The sequence below is a fragment of the Enterococcus thailandicus genome (genome assembly GCF_001886265.1).
GTDB lineage: Bacteria > Bacillota > Bacilli > Lactobacillales > Enterococcaceae > Enterococcus_B > Enterococcus_B thailandicus.
In genome coordinates this window covers 25,695-46,300 of sequence record NZ_JXLE01000007.1, presented here as the reverse complement: position 1 = coordinate 46,300, position 20,606 = coordinate 25,695, and the positions used below count along the sequence as shown (strand labels likewise).

23 protein-coding genes and 1 pseudogene are annotated in these 20,606 nt (G+C 36.9%); 5 read left to right on the top strand and 19 right to left on the bottom strand.

The genetic code is table 11. The annotated features are described in order from the left end of the window. Nucleotides 1-27: 27 nt before the first annotated feature. Complete coding sequence (locus RV17_RS06460; RefSeq protein WP_071868785.1) at nucleotides 28-1,425, bottom strand: glycoside hydrolase family 1 protein; 1,398 nt, start codon at nucleotides 1,423-1,425, stop codon at nucleotides 28-30. A gap of 16 nt (nucleotides 1,426-1,441) precedes the next feature. Further along, nucleotides 1,442-2,422: a LacI family DNA-binding transcriptional regulator gene (locus RV17_RS06455; RefSeq protein WP_071868784.1), complete on the bottom strand. Its 981-nt coding sequence runs from the start codon at nucleotides 2,420-2,422 to the stop codon at nucleotides 1,442-1,444. A 200-nt stretch (nucleotides 2,423-2,622) separates the two neighbouring features. On the opposite strand from RV17_RS06455, the gene RV17_RS06450 reads away from it, so the two are divergent. Next, on the top strand, nucleotides 2,623-3,045 hold the full coding sequence (locus RV17_RS06450; protein ID WP_067485270.1) for a hypothetical protein: 423 nt from the start codon (nucleotides 2,623-2,625) through the stop codon (nucleotides 3,043-3,045). 276 nt (nucleotides 3,046-3,321) lie between these two features. Next, entirely contained in the window at nucleotides 3,322-3,501 is a 180-nt protein-coding gene (locus RV17_RS06445) for a hypothetical protein (RefSeq protein ID WP_186807800.1), read from the top strand. A 44-nt stretch (nucleotides 3,502-3,545) separates the two neighbouring features. Here RV17_RS06445 and RV17_RS06440 read toward each other — a convergent pair whose 3' ends face one another. The 13 genes and pseudogenes from RV17_RS06440 to RV17_RS06380 form a co-directional block, all read right to left on the bottom strand. Next, complete coding sequence (locus RV17_RS06440; protein ID WP_071868782.1) at nucleotides 3,546-4,247, bottom strand: deoxynucleoside kinase; 702 nt, start codon at nucleotides 4,245-4,247, stop codon at nucleotides 3,546-3,548. Nucleotides 4,248-4,262: 15 nt separating this feature from the next. Continuing rightward, nucleotides 4,263-4,703 carry a nucleoside 2-deoxyribosyltransferase gene (locus RV17_RS06435; protein WP_071868781.1) on the bottom strand — a complete coding sequence of 147 codons (441 nt, stop codon included), beginning with the start codon at nucleotides 4,701-4,703 and terminating at the stop codon, nucleotides 4,263-4,265. Next, nucleotides 4,703-5,278 carry an LOG family protein gene (locus RV17_RS06430; RefSeq protein WP_071868780.1) on the bottom strand — a complete coding sequence of 192 codons (576 nt, stop codon included), beginning with the start codon at nucleotides 5,276-5,278 and terminating at the stop codon, nucleotides 4,703-4,705. The genes RV17_RS06435 and RV17_RS06430 overlap by 1 nt, the downstream gene beginning before the upstream one ends. Before the next feature lie 459 nt (nucleotides 5,279-5,737). Then, complete coding sequence (locus tag RV17_RS06425; RefSeq protein WP_067485285.1) at nucleotides 5,738-6,244, bottom strand: D-lyxose/D-mannose family sugar isomerase; 507 nt, start codon at nucleotides 6,242-6,244, stop codon at nucleotides 5,738-5,740. Between the two features lie 11 nt (nucleotides 6,245-6,255). Next, nucleotides 6,256-7,353 (bottom strand): PTS fructose transporter subunit IIC, encoded by a 1,098-nt coding sequence (locus RV17_RS06420; RefSeq protein WP_067485287.1) that lies wholly within the window; start codon nucleotides 7,351-7,353, stop codon nucleotides 6,256-6,258. A 16-nt stretch (nucleotides 7,354-7,369) separates the two neighbouring features. Further along, complete coding sequence (locus tag RV17_RS06415) at nucleotides 7,370-7,678, bottom strand: PTS fructose transporter subunit IIB (protein WP_067485290.1); 309 nt, start codon at nucleotides 7,676-7,678, stop codon at nucleotides 7,370-7,372. Nucleotides 7,679-7,692: 14 nt separating this feature from the next. Next, nucleotides 7,693-8,571 carry a ketose-bisphosphate aldolase gene (locus RV17_RS06410; protein WP_067485293.1) on the bottom strand — a complete coding sequence of 293 codons (879 nt, stop codon included), beginning with the start codon at nucleotides 8,569-8,571 and terminating at the stop codon, nucleotides 7,693-7,695. 19 nt (nucleotides 8,572-8,590) lie between these two features. Further along, nucleotides 8,591-9,052, bottom strand: coding sequence for a PTS sugar transporter subunit IIA (locus RV17_RS06405; protein WP_231885468.1), 462 nt, complete (start codon nucleotides 9,050-9,052; stop codon nucleotides 8,591-8,593). 83 nt (nucleotides 9,053-9,135) lie between these two features. Further along, nucleotides 9,136-9,303, bottom strand: a complete 168-nt coding sequence (locus RV17_RS06400; protein ID WP_231885469.1) for a CAT RNA binding domain-containing protein — start codon at nucleotides 9,301-9,303, stop codon at nucleotides 9,136-9,138. Nucleotides 9,304-9,951: 648 nt separating this feature from the next. After that, complete coding sequence (locus RV17_RS06395; RefSeq protein ID WP_067485296.1) at nucleotides 9,952-10,299, bottom strand: DUF1831 domain-containing protein; 348 nt, start codon at nucleotides 10,297-10,299, stop codon at nucleotides 9,952-9,954. A 140-nt stretch (nucleotides 10,300-10,439) separates the two neighbouring features. Then, nucleotides 10,440-11,576 (bottom strand): cysteine desulfurase family protein, encoded by a 1,137-nt coding sequence (locus tag RV17_RS06390; protein WP_071868778.1) that lies wholly within the window; start codon nucleotides 11,574-11,576, stop codon nucleotides 10,440-10,442. Nucleotides 11,577-11,764: 188 nt separating this feature from the next. Continuing rightward, entirely contained in the window at nucleotides 11,765-12,739 is a 975-nt protein-coding gene (locus RV17_RS06385; RefSeq protein WP_067485302.1) for a ribose-phosphate diphosphokinase, read from the bottom strand. Nucleotides 12,740-12,816: 77 nt separating this feature from the next. After that, nucleotides 12,817-13,341, bottom strand: a pseudogene (locus RV17_RS06380) (dihydrolipoamide dehydrogenase); the annotation flags it as partial. Between the two features lie 224 nt (nucleotides 13,342-13,565). On the opposite strand from RV17_RS06380, the gene RV17_RS06375 reads away from it, so the two are divergent. Then, entirely contained in the window at nucleotides 13,566-15,473 is a 1,908-nt protein-coding gene (locus tag RV17_RS06375) for a M13 family metallopeptidase (RefSeq protein ID WP_071868777.1), read from the top strand. Between the two features lie 645 nt (nucleotides 15,474-16,118). Here the strand turns inward: RV17_RS06375 and RV17_RS06370 are convergent. Genes RV17_RS06370 through RV17_RS06355 form a run of 4 tightly spaced genes read right to left on the bottom strand, consistent with a single transcriptional unit; the run spans nucleotide 16,119 to nucleotide 18,248 of the window. After that, a complete protein-coding gene (locus RV17_RS06370; protein WP_067485311.1) occupies nucleotides 16,119-16,664 on the bottom strand; it encodes a cysteine hydrolase family protein in 546 nt (181 codons plus the stop codon). Between the two features lie 11 nt (nucleotides 16,665-16,675). Then, nucleotides 16,676-17,368 (bottom strand): 5'-methylthioadenosine/adenosylhomocysteine nucleosidase, encoded by a 693-nt coding sequence (locus RV17_RS06365; RefSeq protein WP_071868776.1) that lies wholly within the window; start codon nucleotides 17,366-17,368, stop codon nucleotides 16,676-16,678. Between the two features lie 16 nt (nucleotides 17,369-17,384). Beyond that, nucleotides 17,385-17,672: a cell wall synthase accessory phosphoprotein MacP gene (gene macP, locus RV17_RS06360; RefSeq protein WP_067485317.1), complete on the bottom strand. Its 288-nt coding sequence runs from the start codon at nucleotides 17,670-17,672 to the stop codon at nucleotides 17,385-17,387. A 12-nt stretch (nucleotides 17,673-17,684) separates the two neighbouring features. Further along, entirely contained in the window at nucleotides 17,685-18,248 is a 564-nt protein-coding gene (locus RV17_RS06355) for an NUDIX hydrolase (RefSeq protein WP_071868775.1), read from the bottom strand. A gap of 236 nt (nucleotides 18,249-18,484) precedes the next feature. Between RV17_RS06355 and RV17_RS06350 the strand changes: the two genes are divergently transcribed. Both RV17_RS06350 and RV17_RS06345 read left to right on the top strand, forming a co-directional pair. After that, complete coding sequence (locus RV17_RS06350) at nucleotides 18,485-19,144, top strand: 5-bromo-4-chloroindolyl phosphate hydrolysis family protein (protein ID WP_067485323.1); 660 nt, start codon at nucleotides 18,485-18,487, stop codon at nucleotides 19,142-19,144. 149 nt (nucleotides 19,145-19,293) lie between these two features. Next, on the top strand, nucleotides 19,294-20,493 hold the full coding sequence (locus RV17_RS06345; RefSeq protein WP_067485325.1) for a toxic anion resistance protein: 1,200 nt from the start codon (nucleotides 19,294-19,296) through the stop codon (nucleotides 20,491-20,493). Nucleotides 20,494-20,606: the final 113 nt, after the last annotated feature.

Below are 20,606 nucleotides of genomic sequence, written 5' to 3'. Positions count from 1 at the left end.
AAATTTAAAAAATTTTGCTCACGCTAATTACGCATCAAACCCATTTTGATCAGAGACTTGCTTGAACCAATGACCTGATTTTTTAATTGTACGCTCGCCATCTTTAGCTAAATTTACTGAAATAAAACCATAACGATTTTTATAAGCGTTCGTCCAAGACCAGTTATCCATGCATGTCCACATATGATACCCTAAACAATTGGCTCCTTCTTGAATTGCTTGATGCACATACTTCAAGTGATCTGTTACAAATTCAATTCGATAGTCATCGTGAATCATCCCATCTTCTTGAATAAATCTTGCTTCATCTTCAACACCCATTCCGTTTTCAGAGATGAAACAGTCAATATTTCCGTAATTGTCACGAACGTTGATCAAGATATCATAAATCCCTTTTTCATAGATTTCCCATCCACGGTAAGGATTCATCTTTCTGCCAGGCATTTCATAGTTATCAAAGAAGTCTTCAGGCATTGGCGAAAGAGCTTTGTCAATTGGTGTTTCCTTTGCTTTGATTCGACGTGGTTGGTAATAATTGATTCCTAAAATATCAACCGTATTTTCTTTGATGATTTCCTTGTCACCCTCTTTGATTTCAGGTAACAAATCTAAGCCTTTTAATACCTCAATCAGTTCTTTCGGAAACTCGCCCTTAACTGCTGGATCAAGGAATGAGCGATTAAAGAACGCATCTGCTAATTTTGCTGCCTTGACATCTTCCGGGTTATTTTCATCACGTGGATAACTAGGTGTTAAATTCAAAATAATCCCAATTTTTCCAGATAAGTCTAGAGAATGATATGCTTTGATTGCAAGCGCAGACGACAAAGCTTCGTGATATCCAACTTGAACAGCATGTTTCATATTTGCTTCTTCTGGATAGTGCCAACGATACAAGTAACCAGCTTCAACAGGAACGATTGGTTCGTTATGAGTAAACCATTTTTTGATTTTTTGTCCAAATAGTTCAAAGCAAATCGTTGCATAGCGTTCATAAGCTTCAACTGTTTCACGATTTAACCAGCCACCTTTTTCTTGAAGGTACATTGGCATGTCAAAGTGATACAAATTTACAAACGGTTCGATACCATTTTCGATTAATTCGTCAAAATAACTATTATAAAAATCAACCGCTTTTTGATTTACTTCACCAGATTCATCTGATAACAAACGACTCCATTGAATCGATGTACGGAAAGAATTATGTCCAGTTTGTTTCATTAACTGTACATCTTCTTTGTACTTGGTATAAACTTGTGATGTTTTACCTGGACCTACTTCATCAAAAAATTTTTCTGGCTCTTGTGCATACCAATAATCAAAAATATTATCACCTTTGCCATCATTTGCTACGCGTCCTTCTGTTTGTGGGCCGCTTGCTGCTGAACCCCACCAGAAATTTTCAGGAAATTGATACTTTGTCATCTTCTCGTCCTCTTTTTTAGTTATTTTGTTTCATTCCATAAATTTTATTTTCTAAAAGAATCGTTTGACCACTTGTATGCTGGTTTTCCATTCTTTCAATCAAACGTTTCCCACACAATTCACCAATTGTCACAGCGGGTTGTTGAATGATGATTCGTTCAGGAAGTACCGTCTGTAACTCATCTAAGTAGTCGTAGTGCGCAAAATAAATCTCTTGATCAATTTGTTGATCACTTTTGTTAAAATATTCTAGTGCTCCAATAGACATGTTATAGTTACAAACAAATAAAGCTGTTATGTTTTTGGCTAATAATTCTTTCGCACCATAAAAGCCACTCAATCGTGAGTAATCACCCGTGTAAACGTCAATAATTATTTCTTTTTCGCTGTATTTCTTGGCTTCCAATGCCCCGGCTAATCGCTCTCTAGCCACATATTCTGTTTGTGGCGCTGCGATAACACCAATTGACTGATGTCCCATCGCAATCATCTGCTCAATCGTTTCGCGGACACTTTTGCGATCATTAACCAAAATCGAATCGACATTTTCCAACTGATTAGGCGTATTTAAAGAAATGATCGGAATCGTTAGCTCTACTAATTTTTCCATTCCTGGCCAAGTTTCATCTGCTTCAAAAAGAATCAGTCCATCAATTGAGTGCGAAAGTAGATAGTCGATTTTTTGCGAAACTAATTGCGCTTCACCATTAAAACAACTTAAAAATAAACTATACCCGTTTTCTTCCATCAATGCTTCAATACTTGCTACGATATCCGCACTTAGTCGACTCGACAAATTATTCATTAACAGTCCGACTGAAAAGCTTCGATTATTCTTTAACCCTTTAGCAATAATATTTTCTTTGTAATTCAGTTGATCGATTGCCGTAGCGATTTTTTCCATATTGGCTACTTTTAGTGTTTGACCATTCAGGTAACGTGAGACACTACCTGTAGAAACGCCTGCTAATTTGGCTACTTCACGAATTGAACTCAACTTGTTCACCTCTTTTTTTAGTGAAGTATCTTTAGTTGCTCACCGATTTTTGAACCGGTTCAAAAATAATATAACAAACACTTTTCCAAGTTGCAACTACTTTTTAAGCGTTTTCCTTAAAAAGATTTTTACAATCCTTAGTTTCCTGTTGTTCATTCAAATGGTATAATTTCTTTATCCTATTAGACGGAGGCAGGATTTTGAAGAAACTATTAGCTATATTTACTCTAGGACTGGTACTTTTTACCTTAACTGGCTGTAATATGCTGGGTGGATCAAACCAATCAACAAACGAAACCACCGAATCTTCTACGCTTAAAGCAGAAAAAACTGATATTTCAAATAGTGTTTATTCTTTGAAAATGCGTAAGAACATGAATTTAGTTAGTGGGAAAATTACGTTTACCGATGATAAGATGGAATGGTTGCGTACCTATAACGAAGACAGTACGACTTCTTCTGAGACCAGTGAGAACATTACCTTAACTTCCATTAAAATTGACACAAAAGGTGACAGTTATACAATTACTGGAATGGCAGACAAAAAAGAAGTTTCCGTTGTCTTTACTAAAATTGGTAACTATCAGATAAAAGATGAAGATGGTAACGTTTATAGTATTTAAACAATTGTGATCCAGTACATGATTTGAGACTAGGACAAAACGAAAAATCCAGTCGTTCTTCACACGTTTTTCAATTTAAAAAAGCCTAAAATCAACGTTTTCAAAAACGAATTTTAGGCTTTTTTTCTATTTAAGCTCCTTTTGCCCCAGTCCTTTTTTTATGTAATAAACAAAAAGACTCAGAACACGTTAAATTCTCTTAATTTTTCTCCCTATTTTCTTTTTTTCTGTTATATTGGGAAAGTTAGATTGGTTACTAAGGAGAAAAAAATGAATATATTTGATAGTCATGACTATTGTACATGCACCAGCAATAAAAACATCCATACGGAATTTAACGATCAAGGAAGTTTAAGCATTTGTGATAACTGCCATAAACTGATTCAAGATTCGTTTAAATCCTTTGATGCTTATGTTACAGATAACATTCAAGCAGTGAGCAGTAAGCCACATTAATTGCATTAAAAGGCGCCGTGATTTTCTCACGACGCCTTTTTTATTTATCCTAATTCTTGCCCTTTTGCTAAGTTGTTATCTGTGTAATAACTTCCAGCAGGCGCTTTTTCTAATTCAACTAATTTTTGCTTAATTTGTTCAATTACTTCTTTCGCATGCTCTGGTTCTTCGACAAAGTCAAATTGATCTCCATCAATTTGGATTTTTGGACAAACATCAAAGTTCTCATACCATTGATCATAACGTTCATTCAATTGTTGATAATAATTGTACAATGTTTCATCGCTTTCTAATTGTTCATAATCACGACCACGTTTTTTGATTCGGCTTAGCATCGTGTCTAAAGAAACTTTGATATGAACCATTAGATCAGGACGTTTTTTAGGCGCCACATCATCTAACTCGTTTAACATCGTATCTAATAAATTATCATACTGCTGTACTTCGATATCCGTCACACGACCAAGATCTGCATTTAGATGAAACAATAAACTATCTTCATAAATTGAACGATCAAGAACATTATCATCATTGATCAATGCGTTTTTCATCGCTAAAAATCGTTTGTTCAAAAAGAAGATTTGTAATAAAAATGCATACTGTTCTGGATTTGAATAAAAAAGTGGTAATACTTCATTATCCTCTACACTTTCATAAAATGGTTTTGAACGGATCTCTGTTGCAAGCATATCTGTTAAGCTACTCTTTCCTGCGCCAATCGTTCCTGAAATTAAAATCACTGACATACAACCCTTCCTTTTCTATAAATACTCACCAATATATGCATGTTTCGGCATTTTTTCAAAATCATATTGCTGAATTTCTCTATCATTTTTTAAATAAGCATGAAGACTTTCTGTAACCATCAAATTCACTGGTACTGTCTCTTCTTGGAAAATAATTATTGGTTTGTTCAACATTGTCGCAACACCTAGCTCATATGCGGTGCCAGGATCAATCGTTTGATTTTCAAAATCCAAAATAGCTACTACAGCTTGCGCATCGGTTACTTCCGTCATATCTCGTTGATACACTTCTTGTGCCCAGCCTGCGCTAAACATTTCATAATCGCTCTCTTGGTGATGTCGTGGCGAATAGAAAGTCGAAACGGTAGTATTGTCTTCTAATGCTTGCTCGATTCGTTGAATACGTTCAACTTGTTCCTCTGAAAAAAATGGTCCTGCTAAATAAATTTGGCTCATCAATAAATCTCCTTCACTAAAGGACGATTTTCTTGATGCGTCCCTTTTAATAAATCAACTAATTTTAATGGGTTATTTGAAAAAACAACTTGATCAAGCCATTTCTCATCCATAAACCCTTCTTTGGCAAAATTCTTCAACAACTGCTCCAGTCCTGTATAATACCCACCAATATCCAGAATCCCAATTGGTTTTTCTGGCACTAATCCGATCGCAATCCATGAAAGTAGCTGAGAAAACTCTTCTAATGTACCCAAACCTCCTGGAAACACTAAGACAGCATCGCCTTCACTAAATAATAACTCTTTACGCTCATCAATTGTTTCTGTTGCAATGAACGTCGTTACTTCTTCAGCTGGCGTTTCTGCTTCAAATAAACCAGTTGGATAGATTCCAGTTACTTTTCCTTCATTTTCGAGCACAGTTTGGCTGATGATCCCCATGATTCCAGCATTTGAACCACCATAAACGAGCTCTATTTCTTCTTGTGCTATATATTTTCCTAACGTTTGGGCAATAAATTTGTAGCTTTCTTTTTCGCCAAAACGGGAACCGCAAAAAACAGTTAATTTCAAAAAAACACTTCCTCACTTTAAAATCTATCTTCATTCTACTCGTGTTTTTTTAAAAGAAAAGACTAGATTTTGTGCATTTTTAGTGGTATACAATAAAAAAACACTATATATAGTGATTTACCCCTAAAACTTTTATTTCTTATTTTTTCATGAAAAAGCAAGAAAAATAACAGATACCTAAATAATTGAAATGACTTTCTTTCCCATTGGCTTATTTATTATCTTATGTGAAAGAATAACACATTTTTTTCAACCGTTTGTTCATTCGCTTCTTCAACTTGGTTCAAACATTTTCTTCATTTTTTCCAAAAATTTTTTTATTTGTTATGTTTCACTAAGTAAGAATGTTTCGCGAAACACAAAAAAGAGGTTGGAAAATTTTCCAGACCTCTTTCATCTTTTCTTCGAAAAATGAACTACACATTCTTTTTTTCAAATCCATTTTTATTTTGCTTTTTACTATCGTTGGATCATCGGATTAGTAAAAATATCACTCGCATCATCACTACTAGAAGAAAATTCTGTCACCACGGCGCCAGTCTCCCCTGCTTGAAACCAATGTTTGATATTTGGTTCAATCGTATACTGATCACCTGGTCGTAAAACAATCTCTTTCCTCACTGTATAAGTTGCTTGATTATTTTCAGGTAATTCGCATGATAGGACTTCAGGTTCCTCTCCTTCAACATACAAATAGACGATTCCTTTTCGACACCGAAACGTTTCTCTTTTACCAAGATCATTTTTTCTTGGTGGGTGTCGATGTTCAGGACATGTTTGATAGGGTAGCAAAGCTAGTTCTTTTCCACAATAGCGTTCATTGTTTTCATATACAAATAAGTTCAGTCCTTCGACCTCGATAGCACCTAAGCCAAAATCAACAAATTCAATGGTCTCTAGTTCTTCATCTGTAAAAATCATTCCTGAATCCAAAAATAGCTGTTTTACTTTTGTTTGATAGTCCATGACTGTTCTCCTCAATTGATTGTTAGATCATCCCAAGAAATTTCTTCTTCTGCTTTTTCGACCACAACAACTTCTGCATTTGGATCTACACGTTTCTTCAAAACTAAAATCGTTACAGCCGTTGCAAACGAACCAATCATTAATGCACCTATGAACGCCCAAGGTCTGGTCATCGTAGCAACAGCAAACATCCCTGAAGCAGGAATATGGCTGTCTGCTCCCCACAACATACTTAGTCCGCCGCCAATTCCACCGCCAACACCAGTAGCAATAACATTGCGGACCAAGTCATTCAATACAATAGGAAAACAGCCTTCGGTGATTTGACAAATTCCCATCGGAAACGCAGTTTTTAGCGTTTCGATTTCTTGACGATTAAAAATTTCTTTTTGAATGATCTTTCCTAGGAAAAATGCCATCGTCAAACCAAAAGGCGTTACCATTGATGCCAAAATCAGTACAGTGACCGGTTCATAGATTCCCTCTGAGAATAAAGCAAAGACAAAAGCAAAGACAACTTTATTGATTGCTCCCCCGTAATCAATCGCAGAAAGCACACCAATTACTGCACCGTATAAAAAGAGTGAAGAAGTATCCAATCCAGTCAAATAGTTCGTAATCAAGTTTGTAAACCAATTGATTGGCGTCCCAATTACATAGTACATGACCAGCCCGGCAATCAATGAACTAAGAAACGGTAAAACCAGAGTCGGCATCAAACCTTCCATCCATTTAGGTACTTTGATTCCAGCTGTTAAGAGAACCACGATGATCCCCGAAACGTACCCACCAAGCATTCCCCCTAGAAACCCTGCGCCAATTCCTTTTGCAACCATCCCAATAATTAAACCAGGAGCAATCCCCGGCTTGTCGGCAATGGAGTAAGAAATCGCACAAGAAACAATCATTGGCAACAAACCTAATCCATAATTTCCCATTGAAGTCAACGTATCTGCAAATGCGAATCCCTCAGAAAAAGTCTCAATTGCAACACCATCTAACATGTTTCCAATTGCTAATAAAAAACCTGAAGCAACAACGATTGGTAAAAAGAATGAAATTGCAGTCATCAAATGTTTTTTGATGCCTAAAGTCTTGATTTTATCCATTTTGTCCTCCTGAAATTTATTTGAGCATTTCTTCTAGCTTTTCCATCAATTTATTTGGTGATTTAACAACCAAGCTTGTAGGCACGTCCACGATACGTTTTCCCGTAAATCGACTACGCCCGCTAACTTTGATATCCGCAGCAATCAATACCATATCAGCAGCTTGAATATCGCTGGATAATAAAGCATCTTGCGTACCAGCTAGGCCTTGTGTTTCCACATGGATCTCATGTCCGCGTGCCTTAGCAGCTTGAAGTAGTTTTTCTTGGGCGATGTAAGTATGCGCAATTCCCGCTGTACATGCAGCAATTCCAACAATCTTCATGGATTGATCTCCTCCTATTTCGATGTAGTGTAGTATTTTGCCTTATCGTCAGCTTTAAATAAATGAATTTTTTGTAACGCAACTTCTTTTGTCGCTTCCATACATGGTGGGAACAGCACATTTGGTTCACGAATTTCCAGATTTCCTTCATTTAAGACTTCACGTAGTTTTTCTGCGAAAACAATTTTGATATCGCTAGAAATATTGATTTTATTGACACCCATCACTACAGCTTTTGAAATTTCATCATCCGGATTGCTTGAGCCACCATGCAAAACCAATGGGACATCAGTCAGATATTCAATCTCTTCTAAAATATCTAAGCGCAACTCTGGATCAACATCTTTTGGATAAATCCCATGCGCTGTTCCGATTGCCACAGCTAAGCTATCGACACCCGTTTCTTCAATAAACTTCTGCGCAACTTTTGGGTCCGTATAAATAATTTCGCTAACGCCACCTTCAACTGTGTTCCCTGTGTCACCAATCGTTCCTAACTCTGCTTCGACCGAGACGCCCACTGCATGGGCTGCTTCTACGACTTTTTGAGAAATTGCGATATTTTCTTCAAAAGAATGATGAGACGCATCAATCATTACAGACGTAAACCCTAATTGGATCGCGTGAATAACCTGCTCAAAATTTGCTCCATGGTCTAAATGAATACAAACGGGAATCGTTACTTTTTCTGCTAAATATTTAACTTGTGAAACAAAACTATCTGTTAAAAAACGTAATTCCTCTGGGTGAATCGCAATCATAACTGGCGCTTTTGCTTCCTCACACGCCTCCATCACTGCATTCAATAACTGACCTGAACCTGCATTGAATGCTGGTACTGCGAACCCTTTTTCTTTTGCCACTGCTAAAATTTCTTTTCCTGTTACTAACATATTAATCGACACTCCTTTTTTATTGGTTAATCATTAATTGATATAAAGCTTCAACTGTATCTACTTCTTTTAATTCATGAATAAATTCATTATCTGCAAGCAAAGTTGCAATTTTTTGTAATAGCCGCAGATGTTTAAGATTGGCATCTTCCGCTTTTACTGCAAATAAAAGAACAACTTTGACATCTTGATCATCGAGCGTTTCCCAAGGAATTGGTTGTGCTAAAGTAGCGATGAGAATTACGGTTTGATTCACGGTAGTGGACTTACCATGCGGTATCGCAATTCCCTGTCCGATACCAGTCGCGCCTTCTGATTCTCGCTGATAGACATCTGTTAAAAATATTTCTGAGCTTGCTACGTACCCTTTGCGTTCTAATAAATCGGCTAGTTCTTTCAGAATCTGGCCTTTGGTCGTTGCTTTCGAATCTACAACAAGTAAGTCTTTATGAATAATTTCCTGAATATCAAGTGCTTCCAACCAATCATCCTCCTAAAAAAAATAGACCTGACTCATTCCAAACATTGGAATGGGTCAAGCCTGCCAGACAGTAACTCCCCTAGTTATCCTATTGATATCTTTTGGTACATACATTCCACATTCTTTGGTTCGACGAGATCACCGACCTTCTTACCAAATCCAATTCCTCGTCGAATGAGTACCCACTCTCCCTTCTTTGATCTTGCAACGACTGCATTATGATTCAATATCAAAATCACTTGCACCTGCATGCCTCCTTTTTATGACAGAAACAGCCACATTGAAATGTGCCTTCATAAATTAATACGCGGACTTTATTTCAAATGATGAAAAAAGGCAATAAAATCACAAAAAATCTTCGCTCCTACAATTATGTAGCACAAACGATGCCACTTTTTAGTAGTTTTTGTCTCTTACGCGTATTTTAAGACAAAAGAAAAGGTATCGAACACAATCTGTCCAATACCTTTCAGCATAGCAAATAAACCGAATACATCCTCTAGAAAATTTCTCTAAAAAACTAGATTTATACTTCCAGATTCGTTACAATGAACAAGGTTGATGCATTGCGTTGACTATGGCAAACTTGATTGGTCCGTTTGGTTGACTGATTCAAGGCCTCAGCATTTGGCTGCCACCATTTGCTGAGGTACCTTTTTTATTTGGCTGTTTCTATCTGCCACTTATGATACTGATAGCGTATCCAGTAGTCAAGAAAAACATAAAAACTACAAAAAACTGGGGTGTTTTTTTACCAAAAATGCGTAAATTATTTTTTTCAATAAACATTGAATGTCCAAGCTTTGTAAATAGTATAGAATAATCTAATTATAGATATCTTTGTTATAAAAAAGAAATAACTAACCCTTCAACTGATTGAGAGGTTAGTTATTTTTTGCTTAGTCTTCAACTTTTTCAAATAATCCTCGGCTGATCATTCCATCCATCAAGAAGTAAAACTTATCTTGACTCATTTTTTGCTTAGGATCTTTAAAAATATTCACGGCTTTCAGACCGTTAGCTGTGGTAATCGACATTTTTACTGTTTGGATATCCTTTGATACGGTTACCTTTAACTTAAAACCTTCTTTACTTTGTGGAGTTGCATCTAAAGGGCGGATCAATTGGTAATTTCCCCCATTTGTTTCAATAAAGCCATTATCTCTCAGTGTATATCGTTTTGCGCTTGGCGCTAAACGATAACTAGTTTCTGCACCAAGAACTGTCGCTGTTTTTTCAAATGCCACGTTCTTCACCTCGATAAAATTATTTTCTATCTTAATTATAAAAGTTTCCAATTTAATTTACTAGCTTCTTTGGCAAAAGTTTTATAAAAGCATAAAGAAAAAAGGACGGGCAAACGAAATCACGTTTGCTCGTCCTTTTTTCATTTTTCTAAAATTGAAAGCAATTGTTTGATAAAATGTTGAATCTCTTCTTCTGTGTTCCCAAACCCAAAGCTAATTCGAATTGATTCTTTTAGAATTGGTGTGTCTTCACCATACATTGCTTCTAACACGTGGGAAGGTTCAATATTTCCTGCTGTACATGCTGATCCTGTTGAAATAGCAATTCCTCTAAGATCCAATTTCATGAGTAATAAGTCATTCGTCACACCAGGTAATCTTAAATTCAAAACATGAGGTAATTTATTCGCTAAGTCACCATTCACTTGATACTCAATTCCGTGATCTTCCAGCGCTGTTAAAATCATTTGTTGGAATTTTTGGTATTTCTCACTTCTAGCTTGACGTTCTTCTTCATCTAAAATCGTTGCAGCTGTTGCCATCCCCCAGATACCTGCTAGATTTTCTGTTCCTGCGCGTCGTTTTTCTTCTTGTTCTCCACCTAAAAGTAGGGCTGGAATCACCACACCGTCACGTTTGTACAAGAACCCAACACCTTTTGGTCCATTGATTTTATGTGCAGAAACACTCAACAAATCAAGGCCCAAAGCTTCCGGACGAATCGTTTGGTTTCCGTAGGCTTGGACAGCGTCGGTGTGAAAATACGCAGGATGCTCTGCCAATAATTCACCGATTTCCTTGATAGGCATTAAATTTCCAATTTCATTATTTCCATACATAATCGAAACTAAAATCGTATCTTCACGCAATGCTTGTTGAAAGTCAGCGATTGAAAGATTCCCATTTTCATCAACAGGTAAATAAGTGACTTCAAACCCTTGCGTTTCCAAATATTTCATCGTATTCAATACTGCAGGATGTTCGATTGCAGTGGTAATCAGATGTTTGCCTTCACTTTGTCTTGCAAAAGCTGTTTCAAGTATTGCTGTATTATCGCCTTCAGTTCCACCACTATTAAAAATAATTTCATGCGATTTCACCTGTAATGTATCAGCAATCATTTGACGTGCTGTTTCAAGTTTTTCATGTGCTACTCTTCCGAATCCATGAATGCTTGAAGGATTTCCAAATGTTTCATTCATAATATCAGTCATTGCTTTGATTACTTGAGGATGCATTGGTGTCGTCGCCGCATGATCCAAATAAATTTTTTCCACCTTATTTCATCCTTTCCACTTATAACTAGGCACATTCTAGCACAGAATAGCTTACTTACCAAAAATAACTCCTTCATTCCTCAGAAAAAAGTAAGCAACTTGCTGAGTAAAAAAAACGAATAGCTCCTCTCACAACTTGAGGAAACCACTCGCTTTTCTCACTTTTTGATTAGCAACCTTTCGATTGGTTAGTCAAAAGCTTTTTCTTCTAACTTGAATAATGGACTCATCGGTGTATTTTCGTGAATTCGTTTCACAGCTTCACCCATCAGTTCAGAACAAGTAATAATCGTCAAGTTTTCTGGATGGAATTCGTCCTTCGTCCAAACAGAATCAGTGATACAGATATCTTTGATTGGTGCTCCGTCTAGAATGGATTTTGCAGGTACTGAAAGTAACCCATGAGAGGCACAAGCATAAACATCTTTCGCACCATTTTCTTTCAAGACATTTGCAGCGCGTGCAAATGTAGCACCTGTGTTTAAGATATCATCTACCATAATGCATGTTTTCCCTTCAACATCACCAATCACATAGCCGCTATCTAAGTCAGCATCATCTGCGTGATCAACGATTGCCAAAGTACTATCTAAGTATTCAGAAAGACTACGCGCACGTTGGACTCCACTATTTTTTGGCGACACAACAACGATGTCATCACCTGTTAAGCCAAGTTCGCGATAGTAATGTGCAAAAAGTGGCATCGTGAATAAATTATCTACAGGAATATCAAAGAATCCTTGTACTTGAACCGTGTGTAAATCCAATGTTAAAACACGTGTTGCTCCAGCTTCTTCAATTAAATTAGCAATCAGTTTTGCTGTAATTGGTTCATGAGGCTTCGCTGTACGGTCTTGACGCGCATATCCATAATAAGGCAAAACAACGTTAATCGTTTTAGCACTTGCACGTTTCATTGCATCAATCATTATCAATAGTTCCATATAATAATCATTCACCGGCGCATTCGTTGATTGAACGATGTAAACATGATCGCCACGAATACTTTCTTCAATATTGATTGCGATTTCGCCATCACTAAATTGTTTTACCACACTTTTTCCTAGTTCTGTCCCAAACACTTTTGCAATTTTTTCAGCTAATGGACGATTTCCATTCAAGCTAAAAATTTTCAGCGTGTCATCCTGATACTTTTTACTCATGTAGGCCTCCCTAAAACTTCTATTCCACGTTAGTTTAACATACTTTCAACATATTTTCTGGTAATTTCAACAAATTGTTACGAAAGTGAAACAGTTCCATTTGTCCAGCTTACTGGAATGATTTTTTTCGCATTTCCCCAATTATCATGTACCTTGTAATAACGTTCTCCTGTTGTTGATTCAAAATATGCGTAAGCCACCACCCAATGATTTCCGTAGGTACTTCCTAATCCTTTCAACAAACCAACTAACACTGGTTTTCCTTGCCGAATTCGTTTGGTTGCACGTTGCCATGACCCAAGCAAGGTTCCTCTAGCGCACTGCGCTTCTCCCATTGCTTTTAAAAATCGAGAGAGTCCCTGACTAACTTGTAACGGGATTGTCGGCATTCCTAGTGGTTGGATATAGGCACGTAACAAATCAATTAGTACAGATTCATCTGGACTATCTTTGACACGAATTCGTTCCGGCAATGTGAACTCTTGTCGGTAATCTTGATAATAAGCTAACAAAACTGCCGTCGCGTAAGTACCACATAAGTAACCAGATGGCGTTTTCCAGTTCTGGTACTTTTCAAAACGTTCTTCTGACAAACCAACCCACTGCTCTTTCATCATTTGATTGGTTGTTTCAGCTAAAGAAAACTCTTTCATTTCTGATTTCAGTTGTCTTCGCCTCCTTTTTTTCATTATAATAGATGCCAACTAAAAAACAAATGACTTTGATTTTTCATTTCTCACAAAAAAATCGACAAACACCATAGTATTTGTTTAAAAAAACTTTTTGTTAGATAATGAATTCACGAGAAAAAAGGAGTGACTGATGAATGAATAAAGAACGATTGAAACAAGATTTCTTTGAAGCAGTCAATGAAGACTGGCTAAAGACAGCAAAAATTCCTGCTGATAAACCTGCTACAGGTGGATTTCAAGATTTAGTTGAAGGAATCGACCAGCTTTTGATGGGCGAAGTAGACAATTTACTCGCACATCCCGAAAAAGTTTCTTCCGAAAAAATGAAAAACTTTCTAGCCTACTATCAGCTAGCAAATGATTACTCCAAACGAAACGACTTAGGCGCAACACCGCTTTTACCTTTATTGGAAAAAATCGAAGCCATCAATTCTTATTCTGATTTAAATGCGTTGTTTCCTAACTGGACACTGGAAGGATTTGCATTGCCATTCACAGTTGATGTTGATGCAGATATGAAAAACGCGCAAACAAATGCTTATTTTGCTTATTCACCTTCTTTATTTCTACCCGACAAAACGTATTACACACCTGAACATCCAAACGGCGCACAGCTTTTATCTGTATTCTTTGACATGATGGTTCAGTTATTAGAGCTTACTGGTAAAGAAAAACAGCATGCTGAATCAATCGTGGAACAAGCCATTCAATTTGACAAACTGATTGCTCCACATGTTAAGAGTGCGGAAGAAAATGCAGATTACAGCAAAATGTATAACCCAAAATCATTTGAAACTTTTGTCGGTTACAGCAAAAAATTAGACCTAGAAAAATTAACGATTGGTTTGATTGGGACACAACCAGATAAAGTAATCGTAACGGATCCCGTTTACTTTGAACATTTGGATGAATTACTCACCGATGCGCATTTTTCATTATTGAAGAGCTGGTTATTTGTTAAAACCGTTCGTTCATTAAGTGGTTATCTTTCCGAAGACTTTCGACAAATCGGCAGCATCTATTCCCGTACACTTTCTGGTGCTGATGAAGCGATGCCACAAAAGAAAGCAGCCTTCTATTTAGCTTCTGGTCAATTCGATCAAGTCGTAGGTGATTATTACGGCAAAAAATATTTTGGTGAAGCGGCTAAAAAAGATGTTGAACAAATGGTACAAAAAATGATTGCTGTTTATCAAAAACGATTAGAAGAAAACAATTGGCTTAGTGATGAAACACGCGAAAAAGCCATTATTAAATTAAACAAATTAGGTATTCAAGTTGGTTATCCTGAGAAAATCCCAGCGATTTTTGATCAATTCCAAACAGTATCCTCTGAAGAAGGAGGCTCTTTACTTTCAAATGCCTTCGATTTTAGTAAAAAAGTACTGATTGACCGTTTCAGCAAATGGAACAAACCTGTTGATCGAACAGAATGGGAAATGAGCGCTGACACAGTCAATGCTTATTATCATCCATTTAGAAATATCATTGTTTTCCCAGCAGCAATTTTACAAGCACCTTTTTACAGTTTGGATCAATCGAGCTCTGCAAACTTTGGTGGGATTGGTGCTGTCATCGCACACGAAATCTCACATGCTTTTGATAATAACGGCGCACTTTTTGATGAGTATGGGAATTTAAACAACTGGTGGACAGATGAAGACTTAGCTCATTTCCAAGAAAAAGCAAAAGCCATGATTGCAGAGTTTGATGGAATTGAATTTGCAGAAGGTACCGTAAACGGAAAACTAACTGTTTCAGAAAACATCGCAGATGCAGGTGGGCTAAGCTGTGCCTTGGAAGCTGCTAAAGGTGAACCAGATCTTTCATTAGAAGCTTTCTTTGTTAACTGGGCAACCATTTGGCGCACCAAAGCAAAAAAAGAATACCAACAACTACTATTGCAAGTGGATGTTCATGCGCCAGCAAAGCTTCGCGCAAATATCCAACCACAAAATTTAGAAGAATTCTACACTACGTTTGATGTTACTCCAGATGATGCTATGTATCGTGTACCAGAAAAGCGTGTGCATATTTGGTAACATAGTGCACTAAAATTTCTGACTTTTGACTATTGATTACAAAAGAACTATCAAAAATGAGGACTGATAAATCAGCCCTCATTTTTTATTCCTATTTTTCTCTTGGTGAACATAATTTTTTCATTATCCATTCAAAGCTGAATATTTTTTTACAACCTCTATCTACGGTCTTCCTCAAGTAATTCCTCGAAATAAACTCATAACTGTTCCAAAATAGGAAAGGCTATTTTGTCAGTTGCTCATTATTTTTTCGGGGCTGAACACTTGAAGCCACAACCTCTATTTACGGTGTTCACAAAACAACTCCTCAAGATAGCTTGCATCTCCTACAAAATATGAGGAGCTATTTTGAGTGTCTGCCCACTATCTAGTCGGATCTGAACGTTTTGAGCCACAACCTTTATCCACGGTGTTCCCCAAGCAACTTCTTCGGCAATAAATCCTCTTTTCATAAAAATATGAGAAACTATTTTTAGAAAAGCATCCTTATTGCTTGAAGCTAAACGCTTGGAGCTACAACCTCTATCTACGGTCTTCCCAAGGCAGCTTCTTCGGCAATAAGTCCTTCTTTCATAAAAACATGAGGAACTGTTTTTAGAAAGAAATTCTTATTGCTTGAAGCTAAACGCCTTGTGCCACAACCTTTTAGACAATCGTTGCTCCCAACGTATTTTCAAAATGTCTGAGCGCCCATTCATGCCCCATTTCATCAAAGCTTGCCACAGCATCCTTGTAAATAAATAAGTTATAACCCAAATTATACGCATCAACAGCCGTATGCAAGACGCAAATATCTGTGCAAACACCTGTTAAATATAAGTCTGTAATCTTTCTTTCTCGCAAGCGAATATCTAAGTCTGTTCCACTAAAAGCAGAATAATGTCTTTTATCGATCCAGTAAATGTTTTCTTGTTCTTGGTATTTTTGATAAAGTGGCGCTAACGTCCCAAATAATTCTCGACCATCAGTTCCAATTACGTTATGAGGTGGAAACAAACGATTCTCTGGATGAAATACATCTTTTGGATCATGGGCATCAATTGCGAATACCACATATTCATTTTCCTCAATAAATTCACGGGTATGTGCTGTAATTGCTGTTTCAATTGCTTGTCCCGCAGCACCCGTCGTCAATTTCCCATCAGTTGCAACGAAGTCATTTGTATAATCAATTGACACTAATGCTTTCATGTGTTTCCTCCTTAAACGAGATGTTTAACAAATTGGATAACCATTTCTGCTGAACGTTTACCTGCATCTTCAATAAACTCATCGAATGTTTGTGTCGCTGAGTGATCTGCTGTATCGCTCATTGCGCGTACAATCAAGAATGGAATATTGAATTGACGTGCCGTTTGTCCTACAGCTGCCCCTTCCATCTCACAAGCCAATGCTTCTGGGAAGTTCGTCAAGATTTCTTGTACTTTTTTTGGAGAATCTACGAATGTATCCCCAGTTACAATCAAGCCTTCTTTTACATTTAAGTTGGTTGCGTTTGCTGCCTTCACCATTTCCGAACGTAAATAAGTACTTGCTTCATAATAAAGTGGCATTCCTGGTAATTGACCTGGTTCATAGCCAAATCCCGTTGCGTCTGCATCAAAATAGGCAACTTTATCTGAAACAACAATATCACCAACAGCTAAGCCTTCACCAATGCCACCGGCAGAACCAGTATTGATAACCATATTCACACCGTATTGTTGAATCAGTAAACTAGTTGTAATAGATGCCAATACTTTACCGATACCTGAGCGAACAACGATAACTTCATGTTTTCCCAGTGAGCCAGAAATGAATAATGCTCCTGCACGTTCCCAAGACAAAGGTTCACTTAAATTTTCTCGCAAAATTTTTACTTCTTCTTCCATTGCTCCGATAATACCGATTTTCATAAAAATTCCTTCTCTCTTAAATAAATATGATTGCCAAAATAACAACACAAAGCAACAAGATCACAATCGCTAATGCTTTCATCAAAAAAACATTCCACTTATGTGTTTTTTCTCGTTCACTTGTTCGAGTCTTCGTTACCTTTTGTTTCTTTTTACTTTCTTTACGATAAAAATTTGAGCTGTTAGCCGACTCTGGCTCACTCTGATTGTTTACCTGATAGTTAGTTTCATCAACTGGTTCTCTCAGTTGCTCTTCTTGTCGTTTTCGTAATTCTGAACGCGTAATCAGCGGTCCTTTGGCCATCAGCCGATCCCTCTACTTTCCTTTAGACAATAACGCCCAATACTGAATCGCAAAAATGGTTTTTGCATCGCAAATGACGCCTTCAGTCATTGCTTGTTTCGCCTCTGCCATTGTTAGCGCATAAAGTTCTAATACTTCATCTTCATCTTGCGCTAATGGATTCACAACTTTTTCTATGTTTGTTGCGTGATACACATGCAACAATTCATTAGCAAAACCTGGTGATAAATACATCGAGGTGATGTGGGTCATATCTTGTGCACGGTAGCCAGTTTCCTCTTCCAATTCTCTGCGTGCAGTTAATTCAGGTTCTCGTCCTTCTCCCGGATCAATTTTCCCAGCAGGAATTTCTAAAATCACTTTTTCTAGTGGTTTTCTAAACTGTTTGACTAACAATAAACGTTCTTGTTCATCAAAGGCGATGATTCCTACGCCACCCGGATGAAAAACTAATTCACGCTGAGCTATTTTTCCATCAGGTAAACGAACTTCATCTAAAGCGACATCAATAATTTTTCCATGAAAAATTTCTTTACGCGTCATTGTTTTTTCTTCAAATTGGTCATAATTCAGCATCCTGTTTCCTGCTTTCTTTTGTAATAATAACTGCTTTTTTTTATTTTTTCAATTTTCCTAGAAACTCCTTACTAGTTTACCATAGAAAAACCTTAGAATTTTCCTAAAATATGAAAATCCATCCTTAGCCCGATACTCTTTCTTAAGCTGGATATGCTAAAATAAAAGATGTAAACGGGAAATAAATCGAAACATCGATAGATACTCAATGGAAAGAATAATCTGGAGGGCATATTATGAAAAAACGAAAATGGCCATGGATTTTAGGAATCGGACTAATTCTGCTATTTGTTTCAAGCAGCGGAGATTCTTCGCTAATTAGTAGCTCAATCATTTTAGCCGGAATTTTATTGGTCTTATGGAAGCTATTTGGTTCTGGAAAAAATAAAAAACGTTCAAAAGAAATTCCTGAACTATCAGATGATTTAAAAGTTCACTATACAGAAGTTGGTATGACGCCAAGCGAAATTAATTTTTTTCGAGAAACAATGAATCACACAAAAACGCAAATCAATCGACTTCAAGTAAACTTAAATCAAACAGCAAAACTTAAAGCAATTGACCTACGTCACGACACCGTCAAAGCAGCCAAAGCACTCTTTAAAGAATTGGTCAAAGAGCCACATCGCTTACATGATGCTAGTCACTTTCTTTATACACATCTGCCAAACCTCATTGATTTGACGGATAAATATATCGAAATTAATAATCATGAAATCAAAAATAAGCAGACTTATGCAAAATTAGAAGAAAGTGCGCAGATCATCGATCAGGTTGCTAGCTTGATTGCGCAAGACTATCAACAATTTGTATCAGATGATTTAGATGACCTAGATTTAGAGATATCAGTTGCGAAACAAAACTTAAAACGTGATAATAGAAGAGAAGAAGACTAATCTTTTCTGAGTCACTCGAATAGTCAGCTAATGACTCGAAGCAGTTGCCGCTTTTTCGGTGTGCTTCGAGTTATTTTCAAACTTAGCTGTCAATTTCCGTCTCTCGGATTTTTTATACCATTTACCACAAGCCCTAAGGAGGAACTCAGATGGACAATAACAAGCCAAATGAACTAAAAAATGTTACACCTGTAGATAGTACGTTAGATGACCTATTAAACAATCCTTTTTCAACACCGACAGATACATTAACTCAAACGCAACAAGCAGAAATCAATGCTTTACAAGAGCAACAAGTCGCAACACGCTTGATTGATAAATTACCCCCAGAACGCCAGGAACAAGCAAAACAACTAGCTGGAAAGATTGATGCCACCGATGCACAATCAGTCATCAGTTATGGCTCTGCTGCGCAAACCAAACTAAGTGAATTTTCACAATCAATGCTGAATCATGTACAAGTACAAGACATTGGACCAGTTGGGGATTCTTTAACAGAATTGATGTATCGTTTACAAGAAGCAAATCCAGATGAGCTACGCGCTGGTGAAGGAAATATTTTCCAACGTGTTTTTGGTAAAGTAAAGCAATCTATTTATGAAGTAACTGCAAAATACCAAAAAATTGGTGCACAAATCGACAAAATTGCTGTTAAATTAGATAAAGAAAAAGATGGCCTACTAAAAGATAATTTAATGCTTGAACAGCTTTATCAAAAAAATAAAGACTATTTTGATGCGCTAAACATTTATATTGCCGCTGGGGAACTAAAAATGGAAGAGTTACAAACAACGACTATTCCTGAAGCAATGAAGAAAGCAGAAGAAACCGGCGATCAAATGGATGTCCAAATTGCTAACGACTACACCCAATTTTTAGATCGTTTAGATAAGCGTACCCACGATTTACGTTTAGCAAGACAAATCACGATTCAACAAGCACCACAAATTCGGCTGATTCAGAATACCAACCAAGCACTAGCAGAAAAAATTCAAGCTTCGGTTGCGACAGCGATTCCTTTATGGAAAAACCAAGTTGTCATTGCGTTGACGTTGCTTCGTCAAAAAGATGCGGTCACTGCGCAACGTCAAGTTTCTGAAACAACCAATGACTTGCTGAAGAAAAACTCAGAAATGTTGAAAATTTCTGCTATTGAAACGGCGAAAGAAAACGAACGAGGAATTGTGGACATCGAAACACTACAAAAAACACAAAATGATCTCGTTGAAACAATCCAAGAAACTTTACGTATCCAACAAGAAGGTAAAGAAAAACGTCGCCATGCAGAACTTGAACTATCAAATATGGAAGAAGACTTGAAACAAAAATTACTTGATTTAACACAATAAAGTGACTAAAAAGGTTGTGGCACAAGGCGTTTAGCTTCAAGCAATAAGAATTTCTTTCTAAAAACAGTTCCTCATGTTTTTATGAAAGAAGGACTTATTGCCGAAGAAGCTGC

What these genes read in the sequence shown, in the direction of transcription:
- RV17_RS06350 (WP_067485323.1), top strand. Translation starts at nt 18,485, where the DNA reads ATGAAAAAACGAAAATGGCCATGGATTTTAGGAATCGGACTAATTCTG.
- RV17_RS06420 (WP_067485287.1), bottom strand. Translation starts at nt 7,353, where the DNA reads ATGGATAAAATCAAGACTTTAGGCATCAAAAAACATTTGATGACTGCA.
- RV17_RS06385 (WP_067485302.1), bottom strand. Translation starts at nt 12,739, where the DNA reads ATGAGTAAAAAGTATCAGGATGACACGCTGAAAATTTTTAGCTTGAAT.
- RV17_RS06440 (WP_071868782.1), bottom strand. Translation starts at nt 4,247, where the DNA reads ATGTCAGTGATTTTAATTTCAGGAACGATTGGCGCAGGAAAGAGTAGC.
- RV17_RS06415 (WP_067485290.1), bottom strand. Translation starts at nt 7,678, where the DNA reads ATGAAGATTGTTGGAATTGCTGCATGTACAGCGGGAATTGCGCATACT.
- RV17_RS06460 (WP_071868785.1), bottom strand. Translation starts at nt 1,425, where the DNA reads ATGACAAAGTATCAATTTCCTGAAAATTTCTGGTGGGGTTCAGCAGCA.
- RV17_RS06365 (WP_071868776.1), bottom strand. Translation starts at nt 17,368, where the DNA reads ATGAAAATCGGTATTATCGGAGCAATGGAAGAAGAAGTAAAAATTTTG.
- RV17_RS06400 (WP_231885469.1), bottom strand. Translation starts at nt 9,303, where the DNA reads ATGCAGGTGCAAGTGATTTTGATATTGAATCATAATGCAGTCGTTGCA.
- RV17_RS06370 (WP_067485311.1), bottom strand. Translation starts at nt 16,664, where the DNA reads ATGAAAGCATTAGTGTCAATTGATTATACAAATGACTTCGTTGCAACT.
- macP (WP_067485317.1), bottom strand. Translation starts at nt 17,672, where the DNA reads ATGGCCAAAGGACCGCTGATTACGCGTTCAGAATTACGAAAACGACAA.
- RV17_RS06435 (WP_071868781.1), bottom strand. Translation starts at nt 4,703, where the DNA reads ATGAGCCAAATTTATTTAGCAGGACCATTTTTTTCAGAGGAACAAGTT.
- RV17_RS06345 (WP_067485325.1), top strand. Translation starts at nt 19,294, where the DNA reads ATGGACAATAACAAGCCAAATGAACTAAAAAATGTTACACCTGTAGAT.
- RV17_RS06375 (WP_071868777.1), top strand. Translation starts at nt 13,566, where the DNA reads ATGAATAAAGAACGATTGAAACAAGATTTCTTTGAAGCAGTCAATGAA.
- RV17_RS06355 (WP_071868775.1), bottom strand. Translation starts at nt 18,248, where the DNA reads ATGCTGAATTATGACCAATTTGAAGAAAAAACAATGACGCGTAAAGAA.
- RV17_RS06410 (WP_067485293.1), bottom strand. Translation starts at nt 8,571, where the DNA reads ATGTTAGTAACAGGAAAAGAAATTTTAGCAGTGGCAAAAGAAAAAGGG.
- RV17_RS06425 (WP_067485285.1), bottom strand. Translation starts at nt 6,244, where the DNA reads ATGGACTATCAAACAAAAGTAAAACAGCTATTTTTGGATTCAGGAATG.